The following is a 5,208-nucleotide window of genomic DNA, read 5'->3' as shown; positions in this document are numbered from 1 at the left end:
TCCTGATCGGAGCCACGCCGCCAACGGCCCTTGTTGGCTGGCACTACGTCGGCATCAGTTGCCTGGCCGGCCTGGTGACGTTCTTTCGCTGCGAGGATATTGAAAAACTGCGCAATCCGGTGCAGATTTTTGATGCGCTGGGCCTCGCCCTGTTCGCCGTCACCGGTGCGAGCAAGGCGCTCACTTTCGGGTTGGGCCCCGTCTCGGCGACCCTGCTCGGGATGCTCAGCGGGATCGGTGGCGGCATTGTGCGCGACATCCTGGTGGCACAGACGCCAGTCGTCCTGCGTTCGGAACTCTACGCTGTCGCTGCGCTCGCAGGGGCATCGGTAATCGTGATTGGAAACCGTTTCGCGCTACCCGAATTGCCGGTGCTGTGCGTCGCCGCTTCGCTCTGTTTCGGCCTGCGCTTCATGGCTATTCGCTATGGCTGGCGACTTCCGGTTGCTGCGGGGCGTGACGATCAGTAAAGCACCCGAGTGCGAAGGGTGCCTTCGATGGAAGCCAGTGCATCTTTCAGTGCGGTTGCCTGAGCTTCGGTTGTCGAAACGTCGACGACGACATAGCCGATATTCGCATTGGTCTGCAGGTACTGCCCGTCGATATTGATGTTCTCGCGCGAGAAGATATCGTTGATGCGCGAGAGCATGCCGGGCATGTTGCGATGGATGTGCAGCAGGCGGTGACTGTCCGGGTGCTCCGGCAAAGTGGCTTCCGGGAAGTTGACGGCTGACAGGGTGGAGCCATTATCGCTGTAGCGAACCAGTTTGGCCGCGACTTCGATGCCGATATTGTCCTGCGCTTCGAGCGTGCTACCGCCGATGTGTGGCGTCAGGATCACATTGTCCATGCCGACCAGTGGCGAGACAAATTGCTCACCGTTGGCTTTTGGCTCAACGGGAAAGACATCGACCGCAGCACCGGAAAGGTGTCCGCTTTTCAGCTTTTCGGCCAGGGCATCGATATCCACTACCGTGCCTCGTGATGCATTGATCAAGGCGCTGCCCTTGCGCATTTTCGCGAGCTGCGTGGCACCGAACATCAGCGCGGTTTGGGGGGTTTGCGGAACATGCAGGGTAACGATGTCCGAGCGCTGCAGAAGATCATCAAGGCTGGCAGCCGCCCTCGCATTTCCGAGCGTGAGTTTCGGCTCGATGTCGTGGAAGATCACGCGCATGCCCAAGCCTTCGGCAAGCAAACCAACCTGTGTGCCGATATGGCCGTAGCCGACGATGCCGAGGATCTTGTCGCGCACTTCAAAACTTCCGCTTGCCGATTTCGACCATCCGCCGCGATGGCATTCGGCATTTTTCTGCGGAATCCGCCGCAGCAGCAGGATGGCTTCCGCGAGAACCAGTTCGGCCACGCTGCGGGTATTCGAATAAGGTGCATTGAACACAGGCACGCCAATGGCCTGAGCGGCTTCGAGATCGACCTGGTTGGTGCCAATGCAGAAACAGCCAACGGCAATGAGGCGTTTTGCGTGCGCCAGCACCTCGGCCGTCAACTGTGTGCGTGAGCGGATACCGACCAGGTGAGCATCGGCAATGCGTTGCGCGAGCTCGTCTTCGGGCAGCGACTTGTCATGCAGCTCGATTTGCGAATAGCCGGCTGCCCTGAAGGTGTCCACGGCACTCGCGCTGACGCCTTCAAGCAACAGCACGCGTATATCCTGCTTCGGGTAAGAGGTCTTCTTCATGTTCGGCCGCGGCGGAGTGAATGGTTGCAGCGGATACCAATGGAAGCGCTGCGTGAGCACGACTATGCCAGATCTCTGACCGCTTTGCGGCAGTGCAGCAGTAGACGCAATGCCGCATCGCTGGCACGCTGGCGACTTGTGGATGTCCGTTCCATTCCGCGCATTCTCCGCTCATTGTCGACAGGAAAATCCTACTCATGCCAGATTCGCCCTTGTCGCGCCTGAGCGAGCGTCTACCGACTCTCATGCTGAAGGCCAGTCCCGAGGATCTCGAGTTCTACGGACGTGACTGGACACGACGCTGGGAGCCTGCGCCACTGGCGATTGCACTGCCCACAACCACGCAAGAGGTGCAGGCAATCGTGCGCTGGGCGGTGGAGGAGGGCATCTGCATCGTTCCGTCCGGTGGCAGAACCGGGCTTTCGGGTGGCGCAGTTGCTGCGAACGGTGAGCTCGTTGTCAGCTTTGAACGGATGAACGCGGTGCTGGATTTCGATCCGGTCGATCGCATCATGACGGTGCAGCCGGGTCTCGCCCTTGAAGCCCTGCAGCGTGCTGCCAGCGATCACGACCTGATATACCCGGTCGATTTCGCGGCAAGGGGTTCGTGCTCGATCGGTGGAAACATTGCGACCAATGCCGGTGGAATACGTGTCATCCGCTACGGCAATACTCGCGAATGGATCGCCGGCTTGAAGGTGGTGACCGGCACTGGCGAATTGCTGGATCTCAATCGAGGCCTGGTCAAGAATTCCAGCGGCTACGATCTTCGTCATCTGCTGATTGGCTCGGAAGGCACCTTGGGCCTGGTCGTCGAAGCCTCAGTTCGTCTGGCTGATCCGCCACCAGCAGCCAATGTAATGGTGCTGGCTGTCCCTGCCATGGATGCACTCATGAAGGTATTCGAAAGTTGCAGGAAGAAGTTGAATCTCAATGCGTTCGAGTTCTTTACCGATCGCGCACTTGCGCATGTCGTGGGCCAGGGTGCGCAGGATCCGTTCGAGCAGGCTTCGCCGTTCTACCTGGTTGCCGAGTTCGATGCAGAAACCGAGGTGCAACAGGCACTGGCAGGCGAGGTGTTCGAGGAATGCTTCGAACAAGGCTGGGTCAATGACGGCGTGATCAGCCAGAGTTCGGCGCAGGCGGCTTCACTGTGGCGCCTGCGTGAAGGCATCACCGAAAGCCTGGCGCCACTCAGGCCCTACAAGAACGATATTTCGGTGCGCACCAGCCTGATTCCGGCTTTCATGCAAGCCATGCACGAAATCTTCGAGCGGGAATATCCGGATTGCGAGGTGGTCTGGTTCGGCCATATCGGTGATGGCAACCTGCACATCAACGTGATCAGGTCAGTCGGCACCAGTGACGAACAGTTCGTTGCGGACTGCGAGAGGGTAACGGCGTTACTGTCGGATACGCTTTCCCGATTCGGCGGCAGCATCTCCGCCGAACACGGCATCGGCCTGGTCAAGAAGAAGTACCTGGCAGGCACTCGCAGCGAAGCAGAGATCGCCCTCATGCGAGGCATCCGAAAGGTCCTGGACCCACACGGCATCATGAACCCCGGGAAGGTTTTCGACACCGCGTGATGGACTTGCCAATCCTCTATTCATTCCGCCGATGCCCCTATGCGATCCGCGCCCGGATGGCGTTGTGGATCAGCGCCCAGCGATGCGAGTTGCGTGAAGTTGTCCTGAGCAGGAAACCTGCAGAGATGTTGGCGGTGTCACCCAAAGGCACGGTTCCGGTCCTGGTCGATGAGCATGGTCAGGTGATCGACCAGAGTCTGGATATCATGTTGTGGACCTTGCGTCGCCGTGATCCGGCGTCCTGGTTGCCCCTTGGCAGGGAGTCGCTGGCCGACACGCTGAACCTGATCGAAGACTGCGATGCCGGCTTCAAGCAGGCGCTCGACCGCTACAAATATCCCGCTCGCTATCCGGATTCGGATGCACAGTCGAGTCGTGATCGCGGAGCGGACTTTCTACGACGTTTGCAAGACGTCTTTCAGGGGCAGCGATGGATAGGGGGAGAACACGCCGGCCTCGGCGACTACGCGATCATGCCGTTCGTCAGGCAGTTCTCGACGGTTGATCCCGAGTGGTTTGCCGCGCAGTCATGGCCGGACTTGAGGGATTGGTTGAGAAGCCTCGTGGCATCGCAAGGTTTTGTCGAGGTCATGGCCAAGGTCGGTCCGTGGACACCCGACAGCCCGGTGGTGGAGTTTCCGTTCGTGCGTGTTTGAAACCACGCAAGGATATCCCTTGCGCTGGCGGCAACCGACACCATCTGTCTTTTGAGCGCCCAACTTCAACGAGGCCGTCATGGTCGATAAATCATTGCTGGTTCCCTGTCTCCACTGCGGTGCGATGAATCGCTCGCCCGAGCATCGTCTCGGCGAGAATCCGACATGTGGTCGTTGCCACGGGCCCTTGTTCATGGGCAAGCCGGCGGAACTGGGGGTAGCCGAGTTCGATGCCAGGGCCATGCGCGGAGATGTTCCGATTCTCGTGGATTTCTGGGCTCCATGGTGCGGGCCTTGCCTCAGCATGGCGCCGCAGTTCGCGGACGCAGCGAACAAGCTTGAACCCCACGTGCGACTGGCCAAGGTCGACACCGAAGCCCACCCGGAGCTGGGCGCGCGTTTCGCTATCCGCAGTATTCCGACCATTATTCTCTTGCGGGGCGGACGCGAAGTCGCGCGGCAATCTGGTGGCATGGGCAGCAAGCAGATCGTCCAGTGGACTCAACAATATCTGCCGTGATCACGCACGAAGATCCCAGGCCGCAGAAGCCGGCTGAACCGGATCCCCTGGATTGTTGCGGTTCCGGATGCACGCGCTGCGTGTTCGATATCCATGACGAGGCGGTGCAGCGCTACAAAGACGCCTTGGCGGCCTGGCGGGCTTCGCGCAGCAAGAAAGAGTCAGGCGACGCGTAGTGGTATCTGGGCGGCAGCGAACTTCTCCCGCTCGAACCGGCAATAGCCACCACCCATGGCGAACCTGCGGCACACCAGAGGTCGTTGCGCATAAATGCTGCAGCACTTGTTTGCCCGGTCCAGTGCAATGCACCAGCCGTCTTCGGCGTGCGCCATTACATTGACGCCATTCGCACCGCGCACGATCAGGTGTTCGGCAATCTCGTCCTTGGCATCAAGAACGACCGTGAGCCTGCAGCACACCGCTTCACAATCGGAACACGACACCCGCGGATCGATTTTCGTGTCATCAGGATGGATGTCGAAGGCCATGTGGAGTTCCAGGTGGGGTCAGCGTTTATAGCTGAGAAGTCGGCCACGAAATGGGGCCGCGTCACTCTCGTTGAATCGACTGCGTACTTCGGTGACGGTATATCCCTGCTTGGCCAGGGCGCGCGTGAACGGTGCGCTGTTACCACGGCCAGGATCGGTAAATATGATTTCGGCATTTTCCAGCGCGTGTCTGTGGAGCAGGGTGGCGAGCAGTTCGATGTGGTCGCGTTCATAAAGTATGTCGCTTCCAATCAAC

At 59.6% G+C, this 5,208-nt stretch carries 7 protein-coding genes and 1 pseudogene; 5 read left to right on the top strand and 3 right to left on the bottom strand.

Features of this window, described 5'->3' with window-relative positions; translation table 11 throughout:
* Positions 1–470: trimeric intracellular cation channel family protein (locus WBP53_RS00555; protein WP_423924864.1), on the top strand; the 470-nt coding region annotated here is incomplete at its 5' end.
* Here WBP53_RS00555 and serA read toward each other — a convergent pair.
* Positions 464–1,699, bottom strand: a complete 1,236-nt coding sequence (gene serA / locus WBP53_RS00550) for a phosphoglycerate dehydrogenase (protein WP_423924862.1) — start codon at positions 1,697–1,699, stop codon at positions 464–466. The two genes, WBP53_RS00555 and serA, sit on opposite strands and share 7 nt — an antisense overlap.
* A gap of 197 nt (positions 1,700–1,896) precedes the next feature.
* Between serA and WBP53_RS00545 the strand changes: the two genes are divergently transcribed.
* The 4 genes from WBP53_RS00545 to WBP53_RS00530 all read left to right on the top strand — a co-directional run bounded on the left by WBP53_RS00545 (position 1,897) and on the right by WBP53_RS00530 (position 4,640).
* Positions 1,897–3,288, top strand: coding sequence for an FAD-binding oxidoreductase (locus WBP53_RS00545; RefSeq protein WP_423924860.1), 1,392 nt, complete (start codon positions 1,897–1,899; stop codon positions 3,286–3,288).
* Positions 3,288–3,944, top strand: a complete 657-nt coding sequence (locus WBP53_RS00540) for a glutathione S-transferase (RefSeq protein WP_423924858.1) — start codon at positions 3,288–3,290, stop codon at positions 3,942–3,944. Before WBP53_RS00545 ends, WBP53_RS00540 begins: the two co-directional genes overlap by 1 nt.
* Positions 3,945–4,023: 79 nt before the next feature.
* Positions 4,024–4,464, top strand: coding sequence for a thioredoxin TrxC (gene trxC, locus WBP53_RS00535; RefSeq protein WP_423924856.1), 441 nt, complete (start codon positions 4,024–4,026; stop codon positions 4,462–4,464).
* The gene (locus WBP53_RS00530; protein WP_423924854.1) at positions 4,440–4,640 is read left to right on the top strand and encodes an oxidoreductase-like domain-containing protein; all 201 of its coding nucleotides are present in this window, start codon (positions 4,440–4,442) and stop codon (positions 4,638–4,640) included. Before trxC ends, WBP53_RS00530 begins: the two co-directional genes overlap by 25 nt.
* Here WBP53_RS00530 and WBP53_RS00525 read toward each other — a convergent pair.
* On the bottom strand, positions 4,626–4,952 hold the full coding sequence (locus WBP53_RS00525; protein ID WP_423924852.1) for a YkgJ family cysteine cluster protein: 327 nt from the start codon (positions 4,950–4,952) through the stop codon (positions 4,626–4,628). The genes WBP53_RS00530 and WBP53_RS00525 overlap by 15 nt on opposite strands.
* An 18-nt stretch (positions 4,953–4,970) precedes the next feature.
* Positions 4,971–5,208, bottom strand: a pseudogene (locus WBP53_RS00520) (SAM-dependent methyltransferase); the annotation flags it as partial.

This window comes from Dokdonella sp. (assembly GCF_049593775.1).
Classification (GTDB): domain Bacteria; phylum Pseudomonadota; class Gammaproteobacteria; order Xanthomonadales; family Rhodanobacteraceae; genus Dokdonella.
This window is presented reverse-complemented; position numbering and strand designations above follow the sequence as displayed.

What these genes read in the sequence shown, in the direction of transcription:
- trxC (WP_423924856.1), top strand. Translation starts at nt 4,024, where the DNA reads ATGGTCGATAAATCATTGCTGGTTCCCTGTCTCCACTGCGGTGCGATG.
- serA (WP_423924862.1), bottom strand. Translation starts at nt 1,699, where the DNA reads ATGAAGAAGACCTCTTACCCGAAGCAGGATATACGCGTGCTGTTGCTT.
- WBP53_RS00540 (WP_423924858.1), top strand. Translation starts at nt 3,288, where the DNA reads ATGGACTTGCCAATCCTCTATTCATTCCGCCGATGCCCCTATGCGATC.
- WBP53_RS00545 (WP_423924860.1), top strand. Translation starts at nt 1,897, where the DNA reads ATGCCAGATTCGCCCTTGTCGCGCCTGAGCGAGCGTCTACCGACTCTC.
- WBP53_RS00525 (WP_423924852.1), bottom strand. Translation starts at nt 4,952, where the DNA reads ATGGCCTTCGACATCCATCCTGATGACACGAAAATCGATCCGCGGGTG.